Here is a 24,666-nt window from a genome sequence, read left to right on the forward strand (position 1 = left end):
TGTGTTCCCCTTTCCTTGAACCGCAATTGGTTCCGGCCGGAAACGCTTGGTGGGCCAACTAGTTCCGCCAGAAGGTCGACGATTTGCCGGGACTGCGAGCCGAATGCGAGGCAACCCATTTGGCTCGAATAATGATGGAACTTCGATCCGCAAGGCCCGTTGTGCAGTCGCAAACGGTGCCGCGTTCAGCCACCGGTGCAATGGTTAAGCCGAACGCGGCGTGCATCAACATAACGCACAAGGAAACGTATCATGATCCGCAAACTTTTGGCTACCACAGCCGTCGCAACGCTCCTCACCGCCGGAGTCTGGGCCACAGGTGCCGCAGCCGAGGACGCTGCAAAGCCTGCCAGCACAACGCAGACAACAACGGCCGTCCCGTCGACAATGGCGGACGGAAGCCTTGCTACCAAGATCATCGGCGCCGACGTCTACGACAGCGCTGCGGACGATGCCGCGAAGATCGGCGACGTGAAAGACATCGTCCTCTCCAACGACGGCAAAGCCAAATACATTGTGATCGGCGTTGGCGGCTTTCTGGGCATTGGCGAAAAGAACGTCGCCTATGATTTCAGCAAGGCTGAATGGGTCGAAAAAAAGGGCGAACGCTGGCTGGTCGCCAAGACCACCAAGGAAGACCTCCAGGCGCAGCCCGATTTCGACCTCAAGGTCTATGATCCGGCGACGGCTTCGAATGGTGCCGCCCCTACCACAGCCAACAACGAACCGGCTGCTGCGACCACGACGGACAACACAAAAACGGCTGCCATCGACAAGGCGTCGCTGACCGAGCTGCCGATGGATAAAATCAGCACCAAGGACTTCATCGGCACGACCGTCTACGGCGCTGACGATGCAAAAGTTGGTGAGATCGGCGACGTCGTTCTCAGCGGCGACAAGAAGGTGGATGCAGTAGTCGTCGATGTCGGCGGCTTCCTCGGCATGGGGGAAAAGGAAGTGGCCGTGGGCCTGGAGAAATTGAAGTTCATGTCCGACAAGGACGGAAACCGCTATCTCTACACCAATTTCACCAAGGCCCAGCTGGAAGCGCAGACCGCTTATGACAAGGGCACCTACGCCCAGAACCGCGACAAGCAGCGGATCGTCATCAGCCAGTAGCCGAAATGGCCCGCGCCGACCCGTCGGGGCGGGCCACACTCCCATGAAAAGATAGCAAGAGGGCTTTAATGGTTGACAAAGCAGCGCCAGAAAGCGGTGCAAGGTTCGATCTTGGACGGATGACCCGCGTGTCCGTGCCGCGGCACGAATTGGATTTCATCGGCAAGCTCGGCCGCATCGATCACCAGGAAGCATTGGCCCTCTTGCAAAAACACAAGGGAGATCGAGAAGCGGTCTTTTCGGAGCTCGTGTCTCGACAGAAGCGGTGAGGCGGAGGCGTTGCGAAATTTCCGAAAGGGCATCGCGTCTGTCAAGCTAGCTTGGAACACCAGGTCCTCGTCCTCGAACGCGTCGCTCGCAAGTGGAACAAGCGATGCTGGTGCATTGCTGGTGAACGCCAATGGAATTGCCGACGGGCACATGCGACGCGCGATCAAAATTGCATGGGATCTGTTGCGGGAGAGCGTAGTGGGCTTTGTGGCCGACAATGCGCTTAGCCATGGCGCTGCAATGGCTTTTTACGCCACCACATCGCTGGCGCCAAGTCTGCTCATAGTAGTCGCAATCGCAAGTCTCGCATTCGGTCATGAAGCCGCGCAATTGGCGTTGTCTGCCCAGATATCAGGAATGATTGGGTCCAGAAAGCGCAAGTCTCCTTCAAACCGCGCTCGAGAGCGCGTCGGTCAAATCATCCGGCACCTGGGCGGCGGTCGTAGGCATCGTTACCTTGCTCCTGACCGCATCTGGTGTCTTTGGCGAAATGCAGCAGTCGTTGAACACAATATGGAAGGTTGAGCCACAGGGCAGTTCGTTGTCACGCCTTGTGCGCGCGCGTGCTGCAAGTTTGGGGCTGGTCGCGGCCCTTGGTTTCATGCTGCTCGTCTCTCTCGTCGCGAGCGCGGCGATCTCGGCCCTAAGCAACGTCATGAACGCTCAGTTGGCGTTTGGCACAATCGTCCTCAGCGTGATCAATGCGGTGGTTTCGTTTGTCCTGATCTCAGCGATGTTCGCTGCCATCTACAAGATCTTGCCGGATCGATCTCTGGAATGGCGCGATGTCGCGATAGGGGCCGTTGTGACCGCTGCCCTTTTCACGATGGGAAAATCGCTTATCGGTTGGTATATCGGCTCCAGCGCGATCGCGTCCTCATATGGGGCCGCCGGTGGGCTGCTCGTCATACTGCTTTGGGTTTACTACTCATCGGAAATTTTTCTTCTCGGGGCAGAATTCACTCGCGCCTATTCCGTTCGACACGGCAGCAGGTCCGATCTTGACGCGCTGGTTCACAATGATGTGCCTGCCAGACGCGTTGTCGTATCTCGCACAGAGAAACATTCCAACAGTGCGGGCGTTGTCGTGCTGCTTGCAGTGGCATGTGCGAGCGCAACGCTGACGTCGTTGATGCTGGGTCTTCGCCGCTGAGCATGCGGCAGCTAGGGCAATGCCGGCGCAACTCTCATGGAGGATGTCCCGTTTGCTTTTACGGACGGAACCATTCGCTTCGCCCGCTCTTTCTTCTGAAGCCAATTCGGGCAAGGAGCATTGTAATGAAAACGCTGGCCGACATTTTCGAGCATACCCTTCAGGACATGTATTATGCGGAGAACGCGATCACCAAGGCTTTGCCGAAAGTGGCCGCGGCCGTGAAGGACGCCAAGCTAAAGAAGGCAGCCGAGGACCACCTTGAGGAAACGAAGGGGCAGATCAGGAAGTTGGATCAGGTGTTCAAGTCGATTGGCAAGAAGGCCTCTGGTGAGAAGTGCGACGCTATCGAGGGGCTCCTCAAGGAAGCCGACGGACTGATGAAAGAAGCGTCGGGGACGGCTCTCGATTCCGGCTTGCTGGCGGCTTGCCAGGCAGTTGAGCACTACGAAATTTCCCGGTACGGCTCGCTGCGGGAATGGGCAAAGGACCTTGGGCACGACGAGGCGCACAAGCTGCTTAGCGAAATCCTCGACCAGGAGAAAGCCACCAACAACAAGCTGACGAACCTTGCAGTTACGTCGATCAACAGGACAAATTGAGGCCTGGCTTGGCGTTGCGACGGTCAGGGCGCAACCCCGACGGTTAGCGCAGCAGGCCTTCGTCCTCGAACTTCTCCCATCCCTCCAGTCTTGGCGATGGGTCACCTGCTGGAAAGTTACTCTTGGCGACGCGGGCTTTCGCGTTGCCCTTTCCCGCGCGCGTCCGCGCGGCCTTGCCGGCGCCTCGCCGCCTGTTTTCGGCAACTTGCCGCGCATCCTCCTCGCGCCAGACGGTAGGCAAGTCGCGATCCAGGACGTCCTCGATGTGGCGGGGATCGAAAACGTGGAAGGTGACTTTCTTTGATCGGCCGCGCATCTTCACGGTACGCGTGCCGATGCTTTGCAGCCTGCCGTCCTTGACCCACTTGTGTCGTTCGCGCGACGAGATCGTCAGGACATCTTCGACCTCGCGAGGCAACACGGGCAGTTCGTCGATCCCCTCAAGCGTTTTGGTAATGGCGGCCGAAGCGGTCTCAAACTCGCTCGCCTCGACCTCCGTCATTTGCAATGCAATGCGCCCAGTCTCAGCCTTGACGTGCTTGCGCACCGCCCATGGCAGGCGCGCCCGCACTTCGCGTTCGATCCCCTTGGCGCGCACTGAAGACCCGAGCGTCGCGGATGTCCGCAAGGGCCATTCAGCGATCAAGGACTGAGATGTTGTCATGCTTGGCTCGGGCACCGTCCCATTCACCTTGCGATGGCGGATCGTGCTAATCAACTTGGCTCCAAATTTCTTGAGCACTGGCGAACACAGATTTCCAGCGAATTTGGACCGGCGCGGTTGTAGTTTCGTGTTGTGCTTGTCCAATGAACACCTAGCAGGCTGGCTCAGTGTGAACTTCAGAGCCCGCGCTAAGTTCCGCGTGCGGATCAGACGGATCAGACCGACACGGCGTATCGCCTTCCATAAGTGGGTTTCGGGCGAGGCGCGGTAGTCCTTAAGGCCCATAGGGACCTTGAGCCGACACAACAGCGCATAGGACCTAAGTCGCGTGCCCCCTAAGACTGAAGCCTTTGGCGGGAACCAACCCGCTAATCAGCCGTTTTGTCAGCACTTTCAAGATCAAAAGCGGGAACTCATGGGAGATAGCGACCCTCATTGTCTTCGCCTGGCGCTTCGTTTCTCGAGCAGTGGCGAAACCAACAGCCTTATCGGAGCAGCGTGGCTGTTGGCGGGGCACGCGTCACTTGCGCGGACGTTGCTTTTTGTAGGGTTCTTGCTGTCGTGAACCGATTTCTGTTTCTTGCCGCTGACTTTCTGTCGCGTCCGCCCGGCTTCTATGTGTTGGTCGTGGCTATGGTTCTCTGTACGGTTCTGGTGCCGTTCGGTCTTACAAATGCCGTTACCTACGCGCTGTCGGTTGCGGCAATTATCATCACGGGCGTTGTGCTGATTCAGGGCTATCGCGACACCGCGGCCATACACGCTAAGCTGGATGAGCTAATTATTGCGGTGGCAGAAGCGCGCAACGACGTGGTTGGGCTCGAACATGCCGACCCGCACGAGATCAAAACCAAACTGACCAAGCTTGAACAGGAAGCGGTAGCGGATCTGTCGGTCCAGGCTTCTCAAGAGCTGGCCGACACGTGAGAAATTGGCTCAAAGCCCGTCCCACCAAGAGGAGACGAGCTTGCGGCGTACCATCGAAAACGACCGTCCGCTTTGCGGGTCAAGGCAGGCAACTCGTCGTGACGCGACAGCTGCCTAGCAGTCCCTAAACCGTCCTTGGCAGCGCTTCGTTTGAAATGATCTGGAACGAATGCGGCGCTTAGTTTGAATAGCGACGGGACACTCACGGAGAAATTGAAATGACAAGACGACCAAAGATTTTGGCCAGCACCGCTCTCGGTTTGGTGATCGCCTCGACGCCGTTCGGGGTCTTCCCGTCGCTCAGCAGCATAGCGTTTGGTGCCGCACGGTTCGTCGCATCTGAACCGCCAATTTTGATCAAGCTAAACTGCAAGGAGGGCGAGTCCGCCGAAGCCTGCGCGCTGAGGCAGCAGGCTCCGGCCGAAAACGCTGCTCCGCTTCCAGAGACCGAACCGCAGCCAGCCCAGGAACCGCAGGTGGAGCCGGGGGCAGCCCCAGCGCCTGAGGCAGCCCCAGCGCCTGAGGCAGGTCCAGTTCCAGAATCTGCTCCCCAAATTGACCCGTCCGCGAAGGAACAGCCTGCCCAGCCGGCCGTGACCACACCACAATCCCAGCCTGCGCCGGCTTCCACCGACCAACAGGCGCCGGAAGCCGACAAATCGGCGCCCAAGCAAGTCGAGCCTGCCGGTCAGGCGCCCGCGGTCAACCCGCCTGCCTCGGCCCCTGCTACAGTCGACGAGCCTGCCCCGGCCGCCGAGCCTGCACCAAAACAGCCGGTGACTGGAGAGCAACCTTCAACCGGTCAGCAGCCTTCATCCTCCGAGCAGCCAGCCAGTGGCGAGCCGGCGAAGCCCGCCCAAAGCGAAAAGCCAGTCCAGGGCGAGGCGCCAGCAAATCCGAACGCCGCGCCCATCCTCGATAGTGAAAAGGATGCAAAACGTCCGGGCAAGGACGGCAAACCGGCTGCTCAGAGCGATGGCGGTCAGACGACCGCGCCTACGGCTGCCCCAGTAGAGGCCGGACCACCGCCTGCTGACGATAAGGCAGCCCAGCAGGAGATTAAGCCGGAGAAGATCGTTCCGGTAACGGACGAAAAGGGGACACGCCGTGACAAGGCGCCAGAAAGCCAAGCGCCGGATCGCCCAAAAGGCGCTGATGTCCTCACGGAAATTGGCGGGAGGATTATCATCCAGTTCAACAACCAAACGATAGTCGAGAGCAACGAAGCTCCGCGAATGAACCGTGGTGCCAAGGACGTGTACTACGAGGATTTGCCGGGCGGCCGCACCCGCGAGACGATTATTCGCGACAACGGCAACCAAATCGTCACCATCCGCAACCGCTATGGTGACGTCATCCAGCGCTCGCGCATCACGCCTGACGGCCACGAGTATGTCTTGAGCTATGTCGACGAGCGGTATTATCAGGATTTGCACGATTGGCGCGACCCCGGAGATGACCTGCCAGCGATGCGCCTCGCCATCCCGCGCAACCAGTATATTCTGGACTCGGAATTGGTCGAAGATCCGGGTGACTACTACACCTTCCTCGAACAACCCCCAGTGGAAAAGGTCCAGCGCCTCTATTCGGTCGACGAGGTCAAGCGTTCCGCCCGTGTGCGCGACATCGCCCGGCGCGTTGATCTCGACACGTTGAATTTCGAGTCCGGATCGGCAACGATCTCGGATAGCGAAGTCAAAAAGCTGCAAGGTGTCGCGGACGCAATGGAGCGGTTGCTGAAGAAGAACCCGGCGGAGACTTTTTTGATCGAGGGCCACACCGATGCGGTCGGCAGCGACAACGCAAACCTGGCCTTGTCCGACCGTCGAGCCGAGGCAGTTGCCGAGGCCCTTACCAACACCTTTGGCATCGCGCCAGAGAACCTGACGACTCAAGGCTACGGCGAGCGCTATCTTAAGGTGAACACGACAGGGCCGGAACGCCAAAACCGGCGTGTCGCTATTCGCCGCATCACGCCGCTTGTAGCGCCCGTCGCCAGTTCCAACTGAACGGACGTCTTGCGATTCGGCCAGCTCGCCGATTCGCGAGACGCTTCCCGCGCCGTGGCAGCGCGATGCCAATCGTTCTGCGTCCGACTGCCATCCGCTGGCTTGGGCTGAAGCAAAATCCGCGCAACCCATCGGGTCCTGTATCTATTCGATGGGGAAGGAAGGTGCGGGCTCGATGCCTAGTGGAGGCACGGTCGTCAGGCGACTCGGCGGCAATGCCGGCAAGATCGTCGACCCTGATACTGTAGAGGCTCGCCCTCAGAGCCAATTGGTCGAGCGCATCTTTGCGAGCGAGGTCTCGGCGAGCCGCGACTTGCTGACACCGCGAACCAGCCAAAATTCGTTCACGGCTGCGGGGTGAGCTTCGCAGAAAGAGCTGACGGGGGAGGCAGCAATAACTTCGGCGTCCCGCCAGGCTTATGTGGCTGGCGGACAATGAGCTTGGCCCCGCAACCGGACTTAAGTCTGATCAAATAGCGCAAAGGTCCTAGCCGTCACTTGAATTGGAACAGGCTAGAGCCAAGGTCGTTGTTTCCCTCGAATAGTTTGGAGAAATCAGATGGATAGAAGTGTGCGTCAAGCGCGCTGGTTGCTCGCCCCGATCTTCGCAACGGCGATGGCCCTTCTTGTGATCGGCATCGCCCTTTCCTGACAATCGCAGATTAGCGCAGTCCCGTCCCTTCCTACACCGATAGGGTTCGCCCGCTACAGCGAGTGCCGAGCGAACCCTCGTTTTTTTAATTTTCGTAATCATCAAGGAGAGAAGTCATGGCTGAAGGTCCAACCGTTATTAACTCAGGCGGCGGCGGAGGCGGCGGCACTGCCATCGCGGTCGTTCTTGCGATTGTCGCAGTGGCAGTGCTGCTGTTGTTCACCGGTGTAATCAACCTCCACAGCGGCGGCAGCGGACAGGACATCAACGTCAAAGTGGAAGCGCCAAAGGTCGAGGCGCCGGCAGCGACTGCTCCTGCGAAACCGGCCGAACCTGCACCAGCCGCGCCCGCGCCGGCCAGCGGCGGTTAAGCAGCGCACGCTCTGCAATAAAAGATAAAGATCCGGAACAATATATATTTGGCAGAGTTGTGTTTCAGCAGTGAAAATACTGCTCAAGTGAACTTAGTAAAGAAAGGTTCGATCATGAAGAAGTATCTTGTCGCTACCGCTGCAGGTCTTGTGGTGGCCGCCGGAATCGGTGCCGCTTTTGCGGAAGACGTCATCATTCTCAAGCCCGAGCAGCAGACGGTCGTTCGCGAATACGTCCACTCGCACAAGCTTGCTTCGGTGAGTTTGCTGGGTGTCGAGCTTGGCATCGGCACCGCGCTGCCGGACACCGTCGAACTGCACGCCATCGATGTTCCTGACGTGAAGTACAAGTATACCGTCGTCGGAGACCATGCAGTCCTGGTCGACCCGGATACGCGCAAGGTCGTGCAGATCATCGAATAATCTGCTTCAATATCTCAAGGAAGGCCCGCTGCTGCCGTTGATGGAGCGGCGGGTTTTCCTTTTTTGCTCGCTTGCACGTGGCCGACCGTCCCCAGTCGGTGCTCGACCTCCTGGACTGCCGCCGGCTAGATCTGGGCGGATGTGAAACCGGAGCCGAAGTTATTCGTTATGCTGTGAGCAGTGGGTGGGACCGCTGTGAGCCCGCGCTTTCCAGTGGCGTAGGCCGAAGCCCGTCGTCAGGGGGTGGCGGCGGGCTTTTTCGTTTCCTCTAGGAACTTCATTCGTCACGGCTTGTTAATCTGAAGCGGCCGGTTCTTGCCGGTTCCGGCTGCTGACTGGGAGTCCCTCCTCGGTCGGCCCGCGTCCTGCAATAGGGGCGCGGGCCAGCCGAGTCAGATTGCGGTGCACTGCGGCGCGTCGACCAACTGGCTGAAAGCGAAATGTTATGCAATCGACGAGTTCGATCTGTTGGGAGTGGAGCACGAGCCCAGCAAGCGGGCATTTGCCCTGATGGCTGAGCGCGGCACTGGCCGTTTTGTGGCCGGCCTCCAGGATCGCGCGGGGACAGCGCCGGGGATGAAGCGGCCGGCGGGTTGAAGCCGAGCCTCGTCGCCACTTCAAAAAAGGCGCGAGCTGCATCGACCGATGGTCGAGCGAAGTTGGCTCCTCTCATCGACTATCTCTCAAGCTCGAATGATCCAGTCCACGATGTCCGGATCAATTTCGTCCAATTCGGTTAGTTCCAGAGCCAGCAGTCTGGCATATTGGTGCCGCTCCCCTTCTGCGATGCGTTTTTCGACAACGGACTTTCTGAAGGCGCTACGAAGAATTTCGCAATCGAAAGCGGACATTCTGTCGTGCGAGTCGTCTTCCGCCATCTGCACCCACCACTGCCAAAAAGGCACACTATTCGATGTAACTCGGAATGGTCTGGTCAAAAGAGAACACGTGCGGCCAACTTGTAAGACAGGGCGGCCGCCAGCTTCCGTAGCAAACGAGCCATCACACCTTGTGCCTTGGCTGGTGTTTGCCGGCCTGGGTCGCAGCCGTCTCCGTGAGCGCCGGTCGGCCATACGGCTCTCCGAGCGCTTGGCTGTGGCCCGACTAATTTGACGTTATTTTTCTCGGACGGACGTAGGCAATTTTGACAGCCTATGTGTCGGCTTTCGACGACAGAGAGCAAGAAAAGACAATTAGATCAATAACCTAACTTCGTAAAAGGCAATCGAGCGGGCATCAATCCAGTTTCGCGGCTCGCGCAGGGAGGGCGTTCCAGGAACAGGCGGCTGTGGCGCTACCGCGAGGCAGTTCCGATCATGGAGCAGTCGAACACCGGGCCGCCTGCCCGACTATAGGACGCGGGCCTAGGTCGCGAGGGCATGCCCGCGATCTCGAGAAGCAGCTTTCGGCGGATCGCGACTTCGAACAAAGCAAGATCATCAATCCCGATCACGAATGCATCCGGTCCGCCAATGACGCAATGCTCGTAATAGAGATTGAGATAGTGCGCACCAAAGGATTGAAAGCCTTTGGAGCGACCATGCGGCAAGGACAATGGCAGGCCATTGATGGTGACTCCGGAGACTGTCAGCCGGTCCCGTATCGGCGCGACCGGCAGGCCGGCATTGTTGGGACCATCGCCCGAAATATCGATCACCCGGCGCGCGCCTTCTATGCGGCTCTGCGCAAACAGGTCACCCGCCGACAGAAGGGCGCCCGAAATGGAAGTGCCTGGCTGCGCGCTGATAGGCTCTATCGCCAGGGCGTCGGCGAACCGCCTTGCGTCGGCGTAGCTACCGACAATCGTCCAGGGCAGGACGACGCGCTGGTAGTTCGGCCCGGCCCATTCGAGATACGAAACCGCGACCACACCGCGTGCGCCCGATCCTATGGCCCTGGCGAGGTCCGGGTGCCGGAAAGCGTTGACGTACCCGTCGCGTTGCACTCTTTGCTCAGCTTTGCTCATCGAGGGCGAGACGTCCACGGCAAGGATCAATTGCAGATCGACTTCGGTCAGGTCGTCCGCGGGACGGTCGGTCGAGTGAGCCTGTGACGCCGTCGCGAAGAACAGAGTGAGCAGACAGACGCCCGTGAGCCGTAGCACCGGTCTTGCACCCGCACATCGAGCAATCTGCACCAAGTAGTCCATGGCGAGCCTCTCGCTGACAATGCAATTGTCGGTCCGAGGCGTCGCCCGGGTCACGAACGACTTCCGATCATTCACCGAAATCTGCGCTATCGGCGGTGATGACTCTTCGCAGTGCGAAACCGTGCTAAGATCGAAGACTGCGGCTTCGTGCCTGAGGGACCCGGCTTGAATAGCTCGCCGCCCACGACGTTCGTACTCAACGGCGTTACCGCCGATCTGAGCAGCGAGACCTTGCGCGACAAGTCCAACAGGACAATCGCACTTCGCCACCAGGCCTTCGCGGTGCTTCGTCACCTTCTGGAGAACGCTGATCGCGTCATCACCAAGGACGACCTGATGAAGGCGGTGTGGAACGGGATAGCCGTGACCGATGACAGCCTGGTGCAATGCATTCACGAGATCCGTGCAGCGCTCAACGACAATCGGCAGGCCGTCGTCCAGACGGTGCCGAGGCGCGGTTACAGGCTGGTCCTTCCCTCAGATGCCGGACCGAGAATGGCCACCATTCTGGCCGCCGAAGTGGCCGCTGAGGGCCGGCCGACAGGCAAGGATGAGCGGAGCTCTGCTGCAACTTTCCGGGCGTACAGGCAAATCATCGATCGGCTGCTGGTTCGACATACGGGTCGCGTGTTCTGGAGCGCCGAAGAGAGCGTGGTCGCCGAGTTCACCGGCCCTGTCGAGGCGATGCGGTGTGCGAGCGAGATCCAGCATGACGTCGACAGGCGGAACTGCGAAGTTCCCGAGACAAAGCGACTGAGCTTCCGCATCGGCGTTCACCTTGGTTATGTCGCCGAGGGCGACCGCCTCGCGGGCGAGGCCGTCGAGGTCGCCGCTCATCTGCAAAAATTGTCACGACCGGGCGGGATTTGCGTCACGGAGGCGGTCTACGCCCAGGCTCAAGACCGACTCTCGCTGGGATTCGTCGATCTCGGCGAGCACAAGCTGAAGGACGTCGCACGCGCCTTGCGCATCTACCGCGTACCCCTTGCTTCGGAGGAACCGGTCAGGTCGCCATTTCGCGGTCTCGATGCATTCGAATTCGAAGATGCAGACCTCTTCTTCGGCCGAGCGCGGGCGATTGCTGCCTGCACTGCAAGACTGGAGCAGCAGGCAGCCAGCGGCACGGCATTCCTGCTCATCTACGGAATGAGCGGTTGCGGCAAGTCTTCCCTCCTGCGCGCTGGCCTGCTGCCGTCATTGACCCGGCCTGGAGCGGTGGCGGGCATATCCTTGTGGCGCCGCTGCCTGATCCGCCTCTCCGAAGGACCGGATGCATTCGCTGTGCTGGCCGCGGCGCTGCTTCGCGAAGCTGCCGTGCCGGAGCTGGCCTGCGAAGTAACAGCCACGGAGTTTGCTCTGCTTTGCAGGAGCGCGCCGGATCGGGCATTGGCTATGGTCCGACAGGCTCTTGGCAAGGCCGCCGGGCCAGCCCGTCCGCAGATCAGATTGCTTGTCGCCATCGATCAGCTGGAGGAGCTGTTTACGACGGAGAGGGAGCCGGCGACGCGCGAGGCCCTTGTGCGGCTCATGGCGGCGCTGGCCGCGAGCGGACTGGTCTGGGTGATAGCGGCGATCCGTTCGGACTTTTTTCACCGCTGCGGTGAGGTCCTGGGATTCTCGGCGCTCAAGGACGGCCTCGCCAGCTACGAACTCCTGCCGCCGACTGGCCCTGAGATCGCGCAGATCATCCGCGAACCGGCGGGCGTTGCCGGGCTCCGCTTCGAGGAGAGTGCCGAGTTGGGGCGGCTCGACGATGTGTTGCAGGAGGCGGCAGCCGCCGATCCCGGATCATTGCCGCTTCTCGAGTTTGTGCTCGACGCGTTGTACGAGGCCGGACGCGAGCGCCGGGTTCTCACCTTTGCGCATTATCGCGCGCTCGGCGGGCTCGAAGGCGCAATCGCGCGCCGCGCCGATGAAGTCGTAGACTTGCTCGCGCCCGGGATCCAGGAGGCCTTGCCCGCGGTGCTGCGCGCCCTCACCACGGCAAATCCGAGCGATGAAACGGTGACGGCACGTCCGGCCCTGCTCACCGAAGTGGCAGGCACTACCGCGCGATCGGCCCTCGTCAGGGCCCTGATCGACGCACGGCTCCTCGTCAGCGATGAGGACGCAGGAGGCCATGTCTTCGTCCGCGTTGCACATGAAGCACTGTTGAGCCGTTGGCCGCGCGCCGGTGACATTGTGAATGCAAACCGGAACTTCCTCGCGACGCGCGACCGCCTCAGGGCCGACGCCCACCGTTGGCACCTGGAGAGCAGGAATCCAGAGCTTCTCCTTCCGTCCGGCAAGCGTCTCGCGGAGGGCGAAGAGCTGCTGCTGTCAAGACGGGAGGAGGTCGACGATGACGTCCTTGAATACATCGAGGCGTCCTTGCGCGCCCATCAGCAGAGAGAGGAGAAGGACCGGCAGGCAGAGCTGGCTCTGATCGAGGCCGCTGAAGAGGCAAAACGCGAGCGCCTGGAGCGCGAGGCCGAGCGCCGGAGCCTCGCGGCTGCCGCGGCAAACCGGCTTGCCCGACGCACGCGCAATGCCGCGATTGTGGCGATAATGCTCGCTCTCCTGGCGGGCGCAGGCGCACTGGTCGCCTTCAAGGCGCAGGAGGAAGCAAGGTGGCAACGCGACCAGGCGCTGCGCAACCAGTCTCTTTCGCTCTCGTTTCTGTCGCAGCAGTCCACGGCGACGGGCAACACCGAGGCTGCGATCCTCTTGGCACTCGAAGCACTTTCCTCGAAAGACCGGTCCGAGCGGCCATATCTCTTCGAAGCGGAGGCAGCTCTCTACAAGGCCCTGCTGGGACACCACCAGATCAAAACCTTTCGGAATGTCGCCGGCGTTACGGATGCGGCGTTCAATCCGACCGGCGATCACATCGTCACTGCCTCCTACGACCAAACTGCAGGCGTCTGGGACATCTCCAGCGGTGCCGAAACTGCAGTTCTAAAAGGTCATGAAGGGGCCGTTGAGAGGGCTGAATTCAGCCCGGACGGGAGCCGAATCGTGACGGCCGCGAGGGACGGCACTGCGCGCCTCTGGAACGCCATCTCGGGAGAACAGCTCTTCATCCTGCAGCCGGTAGGTAATTATCCAACGGCAATCTTCAGCCCGAATGGCAACCAGGTGCTGACGGCGGGGGAAAACAGCGATGGAGTGCTCTGGGACGCCCGGACAGGGAAGAAAGTCCTGAGTGTGAGCAGCGACGGTTATGCACGGGCTGACTTCAGTCCGGACGGTCGCACCTTCGCGACGGCACACAAGCATGTTGTATCGATCTGGAATACCGCAGATGGCGCATTGACGCGGTCAATCCGGATGAACTTCCTGCCCTACAGCCTGGCATTCAGCCCGGACGGAAGCCGGCTGCTGGCTGGCGCGTGGTCACCCCTTTCATTCGGCGGTACTTCCTGCCTTTACGATGTGTCGAAAGGAACGGAGATCGCAAAGTTGGCCGGCCACAAGAGCGACACGCAATTGAACGGCGTGATTTTCAGTCACGGGGGTCAGCGAATCGCCACGGTGTCACTCGATGGCGCTGCCCGGATCTGGGATGGAGCGTTGGGAACGCTGGATGGCCTGCTCGGCCAGGAGGTTTCGGGTTTGAAGCTGGCCGATATCGGTGCGGATGAACGCGATGAGGAGATGAACGGTGCTTTCAGCCCGGACGACCACTTCCTGGCGACCGCTTCGGTCAATGGGCCGATCCGCATCTGGGACGTTGAACGCGCCTCGTTGGTCACGACGATCGCAGGTCATGACTCTTTGGTAGAGCATCTCGAGTTCAGCCCGGTTGACAGCAACATTCTTCTCACGGCTTCACACGATGGCACCGCTCGGCTTTGGGATGTCGACGGCGCCTTGACGACCACGCTCTCTCATGAATATCGGCCGACCTTCGCGGTCTTCAGTCCCGACAATGTCCACCTGCTGACCGGTGGCGGCGACAGCGCGGCGCATCTGTGGGATGTTGTGAGCGGGCGCGAGATAATCCGGCTCGATACCCATGAGATCGTTCAACGCGCGACGTTCAGTCCTGACGGAAGGCGCGTCGCGACGGCATCTCTTGGGGGCCAGGTCCGAATTTGGGAGGTGGCCAGGGGATTCGAGACCGCCGGGTTCCGATCACATGGCGGACTGATCCAGATCCAGTTTGGTCACGATGGCAAATCGCTTGTTTCCGCATCCATCGACGGTACCGCCCAGCTGTGGGACGCGGCGACCGGTACCGAGTTGGCCGTCATCAATACGAGCAGCAAGCTGCCGCAGGCCATTCTTAGCCCTGACGGACGTCTGATCTTCGCGGCCAGGGAAGACAATGCGGGCCACCTCCTGAAGGTGGACGGGGCGGAACTTACGGCTTTTGTGGGGCACCGGGATCGCATCACGGCAGCGGCCTTCAACCCGAACGGTCAACTGGTCGCCACGGGCTCACGCGACCACACGGCCCGAATTTGGTCGACCACGGACGGAGCAAACGTCGCAACGCTACAGGGACATACCGACGAGGTGACGGTGGTCGCCTTCAGCCCGGACGGTCAGTCGCTGCTGACGGCCTCACGCGACGGGGCCGTCCGGATCTGGAGCGTCCCTGGTGGACTGGAAAAGGCCGTTCTCAGGGGCCACAGCGGCCCAGTGGACAGTGCCCAGTTCAGTGCCAGTGGTTTGTATGTCGTGACCGCGTCGTCCGAAGATCGCACAGTCAGGCTATGGGCGACGCAATCGGGGCGCCAGATTGCCGTCCTTGCCAGCCAGGACGAAGCTGCCGTTCGACCGAGCCTTACACGCGCAGCTTTCAGTTCCGACGGCACGCGGGTCGCAATTATTTCCGGCGAAGAAAGGGTCAGTATTGTTCGCGTCTTCCCGACGCCCAACGACCTCATTGACTTCGCCCGGCGCACCGTGCCTCGCGAACTCACCTCATGCGAGCGGAGAAGCTTCTTCCTGCCTGAAGACCCTGCAACTGGTACTTGTCCGGGCTGATGTCGGCAACGGGGTCAGATTTTGCCGCTTGAGCCGGCCGCCGGAACCGGCAACTTAGCGCCGCATGTCGGTCGTCCAGGCTACGCTGGCCAACTTCCAGAAGCGGACGTCGCTTATGATCCTCCTGCTCGGCCAAAGAAGCTGTGTCCCACTCAAAAAGTCGGCGACAGTGGATGCAGCTGAGGCGAGCCCGCCCCGCAAAGGACGCGCCTTGTCTGCTCAAAAAGCCGCGTCCGAAGATGCCAACTGGCGAGGTTGCCGAGATCGTCCTCCATATCGACCCAGAGAAGGAGCGGGAACGGGTTCTGGTGGTGGTGATGCAGTAGAAGCGATCCGGCGAAGTTGGCCCAGCACAAAAAAACGGCAACCGCGCAGACAACGCTTCGATCTCGCGTTCGAGGCGCGAGCGCCCTAGTGTCAGCAGTCGCTCTGCCGATGCCGACAGGGTGCGGACCTTCGTATGGACATGATCGCTCAGCGAGGTATCGCTCACCTTCCGGCATCACCTCTCTCACCGCCCTCAATGCCGCTTTGACGCGCGGAGACGTTCAGGCATGAAGCAGCAAGCAAAACACAACAAGCCAGGAAGCGTCTAGATAGCCAAGGGCACGGCATCATTTTAAGTGTCATGCTGGGATGCCTCGACAGACCCGGGCCGTTCGTCGAGAGAAGTTGGAACTGTCGGCGTAGGGCCGAGTCAATTCGCACTGGCGAATTTTCTGATCACCGGTCCGGGCCAAGGCTGTGCCCAGCCTGTGCCCAGCACATGACGTCGAGGGACGATGCCGCGCCACAAATGCGTCCAATGCGACGCGCGCGGCGCCATAATAGTTATCGCCGTTCCGGCCTTTCATTTGTAAATGTACCCGATCGTCCCATGGTATTTTTGATCAGGCACCTTGGCATCGCCGCCACCGTATAGTCTGTTCACCTTGCCCATAAATATTGCAGCCGTGTCACCTGCCGCACTGAAATTGTCATCTGGCTTTGACAGTTCGCTGATGGGCACCGGGCGCACCAGGTAGGGCGTCACAATAATCACCAGTTCTGTTTCATTGCGCACAAAGTCCCGGCTGCGAAACAGTGTTCCAAGCACCGGAAGTTTTGAAAGTCCCGGGTATCCGCTCAGCGCTTGGCGCACATCATCGCGCACCAAGCCTGCAATCATCATCGATCCACCGGATGGGAGTTCGACCGTTGTGTCGGCAAGACGTTTGCGAATGGACAGAATGTTTGAACCTGGTGTGTAGCTTTTGCTGCCACTGCCATCATCCGTACTACTCCCCGAAGTCGACACGGATCCCTCAAGCGTGGGCTCGGAAACCTGCGTTCGGATCTTAAGGCTGATACGGCCGGCGGAGAGCACGACAGGCTGAAATTCGAGTCCAATGCCATACTCGACCTTTTCGACACTGTAGTCGGTCTTCCCATTGCTGGTCGATGCATTGCCGACGATGTTGTAGTCCCCGCCGACCCGAAAAGTCGCCTTTTCACCCGAGACTGCAGTCAAAGTGGGTTCAGCGAGCGTCTTCATCACGCCGGCCTGTTCCATCGCGTTGATTGAGGCATTCAAGGCCGAGCTGCCTATGCTTAACCCCGAACCAGACAGGGGCTTTCCAAGGCCGTAGGGGTTGTCGCTGACCGCTCCCCAACTGATACCGCTGCTGGACCCCGAAGCGCTTAGGTTTACCCCGAGTTGCTTCATCACCACGCGGCTGATTTCTGCAACCGTCACCTTGAGGGTAACCTGGTCTTCGCCGGATATTGATAGCAAATTGACGATTGAGCTTTCTTGCCGTTCGCTGTCCGGGTTATCGATGGTTGCTCCGCCTTGGGCCGACCCACCGACCGCGGTCTGTGAATATTGTCCCGTCGTCGCTTCTCCGCCGCTAACAAAAATCTTTGCGAGACTGACGGCACGGGAGGCGTCCATAGGCGTCTCGACATTTCCGCTCAGAACAACATTGTCGTTCAGAAGTTCGACGCTGATCTTCGAGTTGGGAATGAAGCGCTTTAGGTAAGCCTCCAGCCCTGTCACATCCCGTTCGACGACCAGATTGATACTGGCGACTTGTTCCTGATTGGCGTCGAACACGAAGATGTTCGTCTCTCCAACTTGCTTGCCAAAGAGGTAAACCCGCCGCGGCGTGCGCATTACTGCATCAGCCACAGAAGGGTTCCCGACCAGAATGTCGCTGGCGTCCGTCGGAATGTCCAAAACCAAAGCCTTGTTAAGGCCAAGCTTTATGCGTTCAACGCCGCTTGGTACCTGTCTCTCCGCTGTTTTGCGATCCGCTGCGTCAGCATTGGGTAAACCAGACACTGCCAATAGATACCCAAGCCCAAGTGGGGTCACTAACAATAGCGCTCTGCGAGCCCTCTGCGGCGAAGAAGCGTGCTTCGCGGCTCTTACTGTGCTGTCGGGATAACGCATGGGTTCTCCGCTTTCGTGACGTTCAGGACGTGCTGAACAGGCGACGAAGTGATTCCATGCGTAGGGTCGCTTAGATAATTTTCCGGGCTATTTCTGTACGTATCCGAATGTTTCCGCCGACCCGAGTTTTGTGACGAAGCGTTTCTGATTTCGTCCGAGGATGCTTGCGTGGAGGCAACCAACAGATCGGCAGGCAGCAACGTCGCCGACCGATCGCAGTGATCTACTCGTCGGGCGAGAACATCTGCTTGTCCTTCCACAAAGTACCGGCACTCATTTACCAGTATCCGATGTCGTCACAACCTCTTCGCCATGCTCGTTTTGCGCTGCCTTGGCTTTTCAGCCGCAGGTTCTTTCGCTTCTCGGGGTTTCAGTCCCAGGCCGTATTTCTTTGCCAGGAGCGAACGCGATACAGTGTAGTTCGGGGCGACCATCGGATAGTCGGTGGGCAGGCCCCACTTTGCGCGGTACTCTTCCGGCGACAGGCCGTAGCTGACGCGCAGGTGACGCTTCAGGGACTTGAACTTCTTGCCGCTCTCCAGCGAGATGATGAAATCCGGCGTGACGGATTTCCTGATTGGAACCGCTGGCTTCAAAGGCTCTACCGCAGCGTGGGTTGAAGCATCGGACCGCAGCAGATCCAGAGACCGGTAGATCTGATCGATCAAGGGTGGAAGTTCGCTTGCAGGAACAGGGTTATTCGAAACGTATGCGGAAATCACGTCTGCCATGAGTTTGACGATTACGTCTTTCGATCCGTTGTCAGCCATCTCACTCTCCTTTGGTTGACGGTTCATTTCGTTCTCTGCACCATGGGTTTCGTCGCCAGCCGTGGGCCGGTCTTGACGTCGATGATCTCGGGCGTCGTGGTATCGACGACACCGTCCCAGCCGCCGCCGAGGGCTTTGTTGAGGGCGATGTAGTCGGTCGCAATTGAAATGCGGCTTTGCACGAGATCGTCCTCTGCCGAATAGAGCGACCGCTGCGCGTCCAGCACATCGAGAAGGCTTGTTTCCCCGGACTTGTAGAGCGTCTGCTCCAGCCGCGCGGCGTCTCCATAGGACTTTGCCGATGAGGCAAGCTTGCTCACCCTGATGCGCTGCTGGCGCAGCGAGACGATCGCATTTTCCACCTCCTCGAGCGCCGTCAGCACCGACGATCTGTAAGCGATGAAATATTGGTCGCGCTGGGCCTCAGCGACCTCGACGGCGGCCTTCAACTGGCCGGCGTTGAAGACCGGGACGCTGAGCGTTGGCCCGAAAGACCAGCTGATGGAAGAATTCTTGCCGAGATCGCCGAGCTTCAAGGCTGACGTGTCAATGTCTCCGGTAAGGCTGACCGAGGGATAGCGAGCCGCTTCGGCCTGACCGATCTTGGCGGTGTATTGGGCATAATGCCTCTCGGCCAGGCGCACGTCGGGCCGGTTCAGCAGAATGTCGGCCGGAATCCCGGTCGGGATGGGAAGGCGCGGCGCGGGTATCGGTGCGCTGCGCTTCAACCGCTCAGCCAGAGCGGCGGGAGGGCGACCGGTGAGCACGGAGAGGCGATGCACTGTCTCGGCATAGGCTGCTTCCAGCGTCGGGATATCGGCTTCGGTGCTGCTTGCTTGGCCCATGGCTTTTGCGACATCCGCTGCAGTCGCGGTGCCGGCCTGCGCCATGGCGCGTGTGAGCTCCGCGGTCCGCCTTTGCGAGGAGGAGGCACGCTTAGCGAGTTGGATGCGTGCCTGATAGCCGCGCGCCTGGGTGTAGTTGGACGCAACATCGCCGACCAGGGTCAGAAGGGTCGAGCGGACCTCCTCGGCGGAGGCGTCCAGCCCATAGCGGGCGGCTTCGACGGTTCTGCGATTGGCGCCGAACAGGTCGAGTTCCCAACTGGCGTCGAAATCGGCCTGGTACTGGCTGTAGGCATCGCTGGCGGTGCCGCTCGACGTTGTCGCGGCCGACTTGCTGCGCGTGGCGGAGCCGGAGCCGTCGACCGACGGGGACAGTGTTGCGGTGCTCTGGCGATAGCTGGCGCGTGCCTCGCGGATTTTGGCCTTCGCGGTGGCGACGTCGAGATTCCCTGTGACCGCTTCGTCGACGAGCGCGTTCAACTGCGGATCGCGCAGGCGCTGCCACCATGCGGACAATTGCGCCGGCTTGGCCTGCGTGGCCGTCTTCTGGTTGCTCCAGTTTGCCGGCATCGCCAGAATGGGCTTTTGGTAGTCCGGACCGACGACGCATCCGGCCTGCGCGGCCGCCGCCAGCATTACCACGCTCAACCTAGCCCAACTCGTCATGCTCTTAGCCTCGATTATCGTTGATTTCTTGCTGTCGCCTGATGGCGAGGCGTCAAACGCAGGATCAGACCGGTGCACTCGACCGGCCGTCGTCGATCACTGGCTCTCGGCCAGGCTGTCAGGCGAGGCGGCCGCCTGGCCGGCATCGGGCCGTTCGACCAGCAGCTTGCCGAGACGGCGGGTGAGGAAGTGCTGAATGTCGTCCATGAAGGTGTAGACTACAGGCACGTAGACGAGGCTGAGCACGGTCGAGGATAGCAGTCCGCCGACCACGGCGATGGCCATCGGCGCGCGGGTCTCGGCATCGGCGCCGATGCCGAGCGCGATCGGCAGCATGCCGGCGCCCATGGCGATCGAGGTCATGACGATCGGGCGGGCGCGCTTGCGGGCGGCGTCGAGCAGCGCCTCGAAGCGGCTCAGGCCGCGCTCCTTTTCGGCCACCAGCGCGTACTCGACGAGCAGGATCGAGTTCTTTGCCGCAATGCCCATCAGCATCAAAAGGCCGATCAGTGGCGTCACGCCGAGCGCCTTGCCGGTGATCAGCAGCAAGCCGAGCGCGCCGCCGACCGACAGCGGCAGCGCGACCAGAATGGTCACCGGCTGCACGAAGCTGCGAAACAGCAGAACCAGCGTCAGGTACATCAAGAGGATACCGGCGGCGATTGCCGTGGCAAAGCCGGTGAACAGCTCCTGCATGCGGGCGGCGTCGCCGCGCGCCAGCTCGTGGACACCGGCCGGCGGTTTTTGCATGACCGGCAAGGCGCGGATGGCCGTCGTCGCCTCACCAAGGGTGAGGCCGGAAAGGTCCGCCTCGACGGTGGCGCTGCGGCTCCGGTCGACCCGCGTGATGCTGTTCGGACCGGCGTTGAAGCCGATGTCGGCAATGGCGCCGAGCGGCACAGTGCCCTTGCTGCCGGTCAGCGGCAGGACGGCGAGCTTCGCCGGGTCGTCGATGGCGCCATCCGGCAGCGTCACGACGATCGACACCTGGCGGTCGCCAAGGTTGAATTTCGCTAGGCTGGTGTCGGTATCGCCAATAGTGGCGATCTTGACCGTCGCGGAGATCTCGGTCGGGGTGATGCCGAGCTCGGCCGCCTTGGCGCTGTCGGGGCGCACGATCAGTTCCGGCTTGGTGGTGGCGGCGGTCGAGGTCGGGTTGATCAGGCCCTGGACCGACTTCATCTGGTCGATGAGCGCATCGCTCGCCTTTTCAAGCGCTGTACCATCGTCGCCGATCAGGGTGATCGACACTTTGGCACCGGAAAAGCCGTCGGCGCCGAACTGAATGCGAGCGCCGGCAATGTCGTTCAGCCTGGGCGAAGCTTCTGCCTCGAATTCCTGCTGGCTCAGCGTGCGCTCACTGCGCGGCTTCAGATTGACGGTGACGGCCGCGGTGCGCACCTCGGCTGAGCTCGACGACTGGTTCGGCCCGCCGCCCGAGGAGGCCGCGGTACCGATCGTGGCGAAAACGCTGTCGACTGCCGGCTCGTTTTCGAGCCGCTTGGTGATGGCCTGCACCACGGCCGTCGTCTGCTCGATCGTCGAGCCCGGTTGCAGCTCGACGGAGATCATCGAGCGGCCGCGATCGGCCGCTGCCATGAATTCGGTCGGCAGCTTGGTCGCCAGGGCCATCGAGCCGGCGAAGAAGGCGATTCCGGCGAAAAGCGTGATCCAGCGGTGGTTGAGCGCCTTGCGCAGCAGCCAGAGATAGCTCGGCACCCATGCCGGCGTATCGTCCTCGCTATGGCCGCCGGCGCGCACCAGATAGGCGCCCATCAAGGGTGTCAGCATGCGCGCCACCAAAAGCGAGAACAGCACGGAGACGCAGACGGCGACGGCGAACGAGAAGAAGAATTTTCCGGGTATGCCGGGCATGAAGGCCACCGGCAGGAACACGGCGACGATGGTCGCGGTGGTCGCCACCACGGCAAGCCCGATCTCGTCGGCGGCCTCGATCGCCGCCTGATAGGCGCTGCTGCCGGTCTGGCGCATATGGCGCACGATGTTCTCGATCTCGACGATGGCGTCGTCGACGAGAATGCCGACCACCAGCGACAAAGCGAGCAAGGTGATGTTGTTGAGCGAGATGTCGAACGCCGCCATCACCGCGAAGGTCGGGATCAGTGACAGCGGCATGGCAACCGCCGATACCAGCGTCGCCCTGATGTCGCGCAGGAACAGCCAGACGACGCCGACAGCAAGCAGGGCACCCATCCAAAGCGCCTCGAGAGCGGCGTCGTAGCTCTCCTGCACGAAGCCGGACGAGGAGGTGACCTCGGTGAATTTCGCCGTTGTGGTCGTGGCGCCCATTTCGGCGATCACGCTGCGCGCGGCCTTGACGACGTCGATCTCGCTCGAGCCGACCGCCCTGTAGACGTTGAAGGCGACGACCTCGCTGCCGTCGAGATAGGCCGCCTGGCGCGGCTTTTCCCAGCTGTCGACCACCGTGCCGAGATCGGAGAGCTTGACGTCACCGGCGCCTGACAGCGCGATGCGGGTGTCGGCCAGCGCCTCGACGCTTGTGGCGCTGGCCAGCGTGCGCACGGATTGTTCCTGGCCGCCAATGGCTGTGCGGCCGCCCGGCTGGTTGACGTTGTTGGAGGCGAGCGTCTGGCTGACATCGCCGGCGCTGATGCCGAGTGCTGCCAGGCGGTCGGGATCGAGCTCGACACGGATTACCCTGTCGACGCCGCCGGAACGGGTGATCTTGGAGACGCCGTCGACGCCGAGCAGCGCCTTGGCGACGTCGTTGTCGATGTACCAGCTCAACGCATCGGGCGACATGGTCGGCGCTTCGACCACATAGGTCAGCACCGAATTGCCGGTGGCGTTGACCTTGGCCACCACCGGTGTCTGGGCAGCGGCGGGCAGGCTGGACTGCACCTCGGACACGGCGTTGCGGACATCGTTGGTGGCCGTCTCGGGATCGGTGCCGAGGGTGAACTCGACCGTGGTGACGGAAGAGCCCTCGCTGATCGAGGTCGAGACGTCGTCGACGCCTTCAAGCGTCGCCAGGGCATTCTCGACCACCCGCGCGACCTGCACCTCCATCTCGCTCGGCGCGGCACCCGGCTGCGCAACCGTCACGGTGACCGTGGGCAGGTCGATGTCGGGCATGTTGTTGGTGCGCAGCTGCATGAAGCCGTAGAGGCCGGCAATCGTCAGCGACAGGAACAGCACGATGGTCGGAACCGGGTTGCGGATCGACCAGGAGGAAATGGCGTTCATTGGGCTGCCTCCGTCGACGGCGCGACAGCGCCGGCATCCGCCTCGCTGGTGGCGACGCGCACCAGATTGCCGTCGCTGAGGAAGCCGGCGCCGGCGATGACGACATGATCGCCTGCCGACAGGCCGGTCTCGATGGCAACCCGGCCGCCCTGGCGCACGCCGGTTGCGACGGGGCGCGCGTTGGCCTTGCCTGCAGCGTCGACGACGAAGACCGCCGGCTTGCCGTCATGCCAGACGAGGGCTGCCTCGGCGACACTCAGCTGTTGCGACGCGGCGGTGGCTATCGAGACGCGGGCGAACATGCCTGACTTCAGGCCGGAGCCTTCGCTCAGCGAGACATAGACGGTGGCAAGCCGTGTGGTTGAATTGACCGTCTCGGCGATCGAGGAAACGCTGCCGGCAAAGCTGCGGCCGGAAGCGTCGACGACGCTCGCCGTCTGGCCGATCGAGATTGATGCCAGGTCTTTTTCCGGGACGAGAACGCCGACCTCCAGTCTGCCGTCGCGAATGATCTTCATCAGCTCGGTGCCGGCCTGGACGATCGAGCCGGCGACGGCCGGCTTGCTGGAGACGGTGCCGTCGAAGGGGGCGCGGATTGTTGTCCGGTCGAGCTCGGCCTGCAGCCTGTCTGCAGCGGCCTTCGCTTGCTCGACCTGCGCCTGGCCGGTCTTGACGGCCGTCGCCTTTTCTTCGGCCGCTTCGGCGCTGACTGCATTGCTGGCGAGAAGCTTGTCGGCACGGGCGGCGGATGAGATTGCCGAGTCCAGCGTCGCCTGGGCCTGCGTGACCGCGGCCTTCTGCTCGGTCAGCTGGGCCTTGAGCAGCGATGCGTCGAGCCGCGCGACGACATCGCCCGCCCGCACATGATCGCCTTCGGCAACCAGGACGTCGGTCAGGCGCAGTCCACTTTCTTCCGCGCCGATGGTTGCTTCCTGCCAGGCGGCGACCGTGCCGGTGGCGCTGACGGAAGATGTGATGGCTTGGGAATGGACCTTCTCGACGGAAACGGTCAGCGTGGCCGCCTGAACGGGCGCCGCCGCCTGCACGATTGGTTCGGCCGTGCCGCGGCCATAGGCCTTGAGCATGGCGACGACGCCGGCCGCGACCAGCACGGCTACCAGGAGAAGATGGCTCTTACGCAATTTTCTGATCATGATTTCTGGTGCTCAAACGTGCGGGGATCGGAAGCGACAGACGGTAGGCGGAAAAGCTCAGCCGGATCGCGCCCTTCAGCGTATCCGCCTGCAGGGCAGGCGGCGTGGCGCGGATGGCTTGGCCGGCAGGCAGGGATAGCGGCCCCATCGACGCGATCAGCCGCAGCATCATCAGGGCTTCCCACATTGGTGCTTCCGTTGTTCGACGGCGGCGAGGCGAACCGGCCGGCCGTTCTATCTCTTTGTTTTCAAGGGA

At 61.3% G+C, this 24,666-nt stretch carries 18 protein-coding genes; 9 read left to right on the top strand and 9 right to left on the bottom strand.

The annotated features are described in order from the left end of the window. Positions 1-252: 252 nt before the first annotated feature. The 4 genes from AC1DX6_RS16850 (at position 253) to AC1DX6_RS16865 (ending at position 3,144) form a co-directional block, all read left to right on the top strand. On the top strand, positions 253-1,119 hold the full coding sequence (locus tag AC1DX6_RS16850; RefSeq protein WP_477315256.1) for a PRC-barrel domain-containing protein: 867 nt from the start codon (positions 253-255) through the stop codon (positions 1,117-1,119). A gap of 68 nt (positions 1,120-1,187) precedes the next feature. Further along, positions 1,188-1,388, top strand: coding sequence for a hypothetical protein (locus tag AC1DX6_RS16855; protein WP_477315258.1), 201 nt, complete (start codon positions 1,188-1,190; stop codon positions 1,386-1,388). Positions 1,389-1,750: 362 nt separating this feature from the next. Continuing rightward, positions 1,751-2,542 (top strand): YihY/virulence factor BrkB family protein, encoded by a 792-nt coding sequence (locus AC1DX6_RS16860; RefSeq protein WP_477315260.1) that lies wholly within the window; start codon positions 1,751-1,753, stop codon positions 2,540-2,542. A 125-nt stretch (positions 2,543-2,667) separates the two neighbouring features. After that, the gene (locus AC1DX6_RS16865; protein ID WP_477315262.1) at positions 2,668-3,144 is read left to right on the top strand and encodes a YciE/YciF ferroxidase family protein; all 477 of its coding nucleotides are present in this window, start codon (positions 2,668-2,670) and stop codon (positions 3,142-3,144) included. A 43-nt stretch (positions 3,145-3,187) separates the two neighbouring features. On the opposite strand, the gene AC1DX6_RS16870 is transcribed toward AC1DX6_RS16865, so the two are convergent. Beyond that, complete coding sequence (locus AC1DX6_RS16870) at positions 3,188-3,808, bottom strand: hypothetical protein (protein ID WP_477316442.1); 621 nt, start codon at positions 3,806-3,808, stop codon at positions 3,188-3,190. A 561-nt stretch (positions 3,809-4,369) separates the two neighbouring features. On the opposite strand from AC1DX6_RS16870, the gene AC1DX6_RS16875 reads away from it, so the two are divergent. The 4 genes from AC1DX6_RS16875 to AC1DX6_RS16890 all read left to right on the top strand — a co-directional run bounded on the left by AC1DX6_RS16875 (position 4,370) and on the right by AC1DX6_RS16890 (position 8,190). Further along, complete coding sequence (locus AC1DX6_RS16875) at positions 4,370-4,735, top strand: low affinity iron permease family protein (protein ID WP_477315264.1); 366 nt, start codon at positions 4,370-4,372, stop codon at positions 4,733-4,735. A gap of 218 nt (positions 4,736-4,953) precedes the next feature. Then, complete coding sequence (locus AC1DX6_RS16880) at positions 4,954-6,744, top strand: OmpA family protein (RefSeq protein ID WP_477315266.1); 1,791 nt, start codon at positions 4,954-4,956, stop codon at positions 6,742-6,744. 768 nt (positions 6,745-7,512) lie between these two features. Further along, positions 7,513-7,767 (top strand): hypothetical protein, encoded by a 255-nt coding sequence (locus tag AC1DX6_RS16885; RefSeq protein ID WP_477315268.1) that lies wholly within the window; start codon positions 7,513-7,515, stop codon positions 7,765-7,767. Positions 7,768-7,881: 114 nt separating this feature from the next. Beyond that, on the top strand, positions 7,882-8,190 hold the full coding sequence (locus AC1DX6_RS16890; protein WP_477315270.1) for a DUF1236 domain-containing protein: 309 nt from the start codon (positions 7,882-7,884) through the stop codon (positions 8,188-8,190). 683 nt (positions 8,191-8,873) lie between these two features. On the opposite strand, the gene AC1DX6_RS16895 is transcribed toward AC1DX6_RS16890, so the two are convergent. Together AC1DX6_RS16895 and AC1DX6_RS16900 are read right to left on the bottom strand one after the other, a co-directional pair. Then, the gene (locus tag AC1DX6_RS16895) at positions 8,874-9,068 is read right to left on the bottom strand and encodes a hypothetical protein (protein ID WP_477315272.1); all 195 of its coding nucleotides are present in this window, start codon (positions 9,066-9,068) and stop codon (positions 8,874-8,876) included. A gap of 416 nt (positions 9,069-9,484) precedes the next feature. Then, positions 9,485-10,339, bottom strand: coding sequence for a DUF1194 domain-containing protein (locus tag AC1DX6_RS16900; protein WP_477315274.1), 855 nt, complete (start codon positions 10,337-10,339; stop codon positions 9,485-9,487). Between the two features lie 165 nt (positions 10,340-10,504). Here AC1DX6_RS16900 and AC1DX6_RS16905 point away from each other — a divergent pair, with 165 nt between their 5' ends. Continuing rightward, the gene (locus AC1DX6_RS16905) at positions 10,505-15,313 is read left to right on the top strand and encodes an nSTAND1 domain-containing NTPase (RefSeq protein ID WP_477315276.1); all 4,809 of its coding nucleotides are present in this window, start codon (positions 10,505-10,507) and stop codon (positions 15,311-15,313) included. An 850-nt stretch (positions 15,314-16,163) separates the two neighbouring features. Here AC1DX6_RS16905 and AC1DX6_RS16910 read toward each other — a convergent pair. From AC1DX6_RS16910 to AC1DX6_RS16935, 6 genes are all read right to left on the bottom strand, one after another. Further along, positions 16,164-17,747, bottom strand: a complete 1,584-nt coding sequence (locus tag AC1DX6_RS16910) for a type II and III secretion system protein family protein (protein WP_477315278.1) — start codon at positions 17,745-17,747, stop codon at positions 16,164-16,166. 296 nt (positions 17,748-18,043) lie between these two features. Next, on the bottom strand, positions 18,044-18,517 hold the full coding sequence (locus tag AC1DX6_RS16915; RefSeq protein ID WP_477315280.1) for a Ros/MucR family transcriptional regulator: 474 nt from the start codon (positions 18,515-18,517) through the stop codon (positions 18,044-18,046). Positions 18,518-18,540: 23 nt separating this feature from the next. After that, positions 18,541-20,028: an efflux transporter outer membrane subunit gene (locus tag AC1DX6_RS16920; RefSeq protein ID WP_477315282.1), complete on the bottom strand. Its 1,488-nt coding sequence runs from the start codon at positions 20,026-20,028 to the stop codon at positions 18,541-18,543. A gap of 96 nt (positions 20,029-20,124) precedes the next feature. After that, positions 20,125-23,256: an efflux RND transporter permease subunit gene (locus AC1DX6_RS16925; protein ID WP_477315284.1), complete on the bottom strand. Its 3,132-nt coding sequence runs from the start codon at positions 23,254-23,256 to the stop codon at positions 20,125-20,127. Then, a complete protein-coding gene (locus AC1DX6_RS16930; RefSeq protein WP_477315286.1) occupies positions 23,253-24,410 on the bottom strand; it encodes an efflux RND transporter periplasmic adaptor subunit in 1,158 nt (385 codons plus the stop codon). The genes AC1DX6_RS16925 and AC1DX6_RS16930 overlap by 4 nt, the downstream gene beginning before the upstream one ends. After that, positions 24,391-24,597, bottom strand: a complete 207-nt coding sequence (locus AC1DX6_RS16935) for a hypothetical protein (RefSeq protein ID WP_477315288.1) — start codon at positions 24,595-24,597, stop codon at positions 24,391-24,393. Before AC1DX6_RS16935 ends, AC1DX6_RS16930 begins: the two co-directional genes overlap by 20 nt. Between the last annotated feature and the right edge of the window lie 69 nt (positions 24,598-24,666).

It is taken from the genome of Mesorhizobium sp. P2_C4 (genome assembly GCF_056404575.1).

Excerpts from the sequence above, each read along its gene's own strand:
- AC1DX6_RS16870 (WP_477316442.1), bottom strand. The coding sequence starts at position 3,808 with ATGACAACATCTCAGTCCTTGATCGCTGAATGGCCCTTGCGGACATCC.
- AC1DX6_RS16915 (WP_477315280.1), bottom strand. The coding sequence starts at position 18,517 with ATGGCTGACAACGGATCGAAAGACGTAATCGTCAAACTCATGGCAGAC.
- AC1DX6_RS16895 (WP_477315272.1), bottom strand. The coding sequence starts at position 9,068 with ATGGCGGAAGACGACTCGCACGACAGAATGTCCGCTTTCGATTGCGAA.
- AC1DX6_RS16935 (WP_477315288.1), bottom strand. The coding sequence starts at position 24,597 with ATGTGGGAAGCCCTGATGATGCTGCGGCTGATCGCGTCGATGGGGCCG.
- AC1DX6_RS16890 (WP_477315270.1), top strand. The coding sequence starts at position 7,882 with ATGAAGAAGTATCTTGTCGCTACCGCTGCAGGTCTTGTGGTGGCCGCC.
- AC1DX6_RS16880 (WP_477315266.1), top strand. The coding sequence starts at position 4,954 with ATGACAAGACGACCAAAGATTTTGGCCAGCACCGCTCTCGGTTTGGTG.
- AC1DX6_RS16855 (WP_477315258.1), top strand. The coding sequence starts at position 1,188 with ATGGTTGACAAAGCAGCGCCAGAAAGCGGTGCAAGGTTCGATCTTGGA.
- AC1DX6_RS16850 (WP_477315256.1), top strand. The coding sequence starts at position 253 with ATGATCCGCAAACTTTTGGCTACCACAGCCGTCGCAACGCTCCTCACC.
- AC1DX6_RS16910 (WP_477315278.1), bottom strand. The coding sequence starts at position 17,747 with ATGCGTTATCCCGACAGCACAGTAAGAGCCGCGAAGCACGCTTCTTCG.
- AC1DX6_RS16920 (WP_477315282.1), bottom strand. The coding sequence starts at position 20,028 with ATGACGAGTTGGGCTAGGTTGAGCGTGGTAATGCTGGCGGCGGCCGCG.
- AC1DX6_RS16885 (WP_477315268.1), top strand. The coding sequence starts at position 7,513 with ATGGCTGAAGGTCCAACCGTTATTAACTCAGGCGGCGGCGGAGGCGGC.
- AC1DX6_RS16925 (WP_477315284.1), bottom strand. The coding sequence starts at position 23,256 with ATGAACGCCATTTCCTCCTGGTCGATCCGCAACCCGGTTCCGACCATC.
- AC1DX6_RS16930 (WP_477315286.1), bottom strand. The coding sequence starts at position 24,410 with ATGATCAGAAAATTGCGTAAGAGCCATCTTCTCCTGGTAGCCGTGCTG.
- AC1DX6_RS16900 (WP_477315274.1), bottom strand. The coding sequence starts at position 10,339 with ATGGACTACTTGGTGCAGATTGCTCGATGTGCGGGTGCAAGACCGGTG.
- AC1DX6_RS16865 (WP_477315262.1), top strand. The coding sequence starts at position 2,668 with ATGAAAACGCTGGCCGACATTTTCGAGCATACCCTTCAGGACATGTAT.